The sequence below is a fragment of the Pseudomonas sp. SIMBA_067 genome, from assembly GCF_046534675.1.
In the GTDB taxonomy this organism is placed as follows: domain Bacteria; phylum Pseudomonadota; class Gammaproteobacteria; order Pseudomonadales; family Pseudomonadaceae; genus Aquipseudomonas; species Aquipseudomonas putida.
This window is the reverse complement of the sequence record NZ_JAWRYH010000871.1, coordinates 1-254: the sequence shown is the minus strand read 5'-3', so window position 1 is coordinate 254 and position 254 is coordinate 1. Positions and strand designations below refer to the sequence as shown.

Sequence of the window (254 nt, the reverse complement as noted above, 5' to 3'; positions counted from 1 at the left end):
ACGGTACCGAGCAATTTCAGCCCCTGATTATCCAGCGAGTTACGCTGATAAGCCTGCCAGAAGAAGTCATAGGTTACGCCAAGATAGTTCCAGGCTTCCTCAGCCGCCACGTCGTCATTGCCGGGCTGGCCCTCCTGACGAATCAGCTTACCTGGCAAGGTCTGCTGACTTTGCGCATCATAAATTTCACGATCCACGTGGCCGCCTGCCGCGGTTTTTGCCACCGGTTGCTTTTGCCAGTGTTCCGCCATCAG

At 55.5% G+C, this 254-nt stretch carries 1 pseudogene; it reads right to left on the bottom strand.

The features are described from left to right. Positions 1–254, bottom strand: a pseudogene (locus tag SB765_RS31705) (hypothetical protein); the annotation flags it as partial.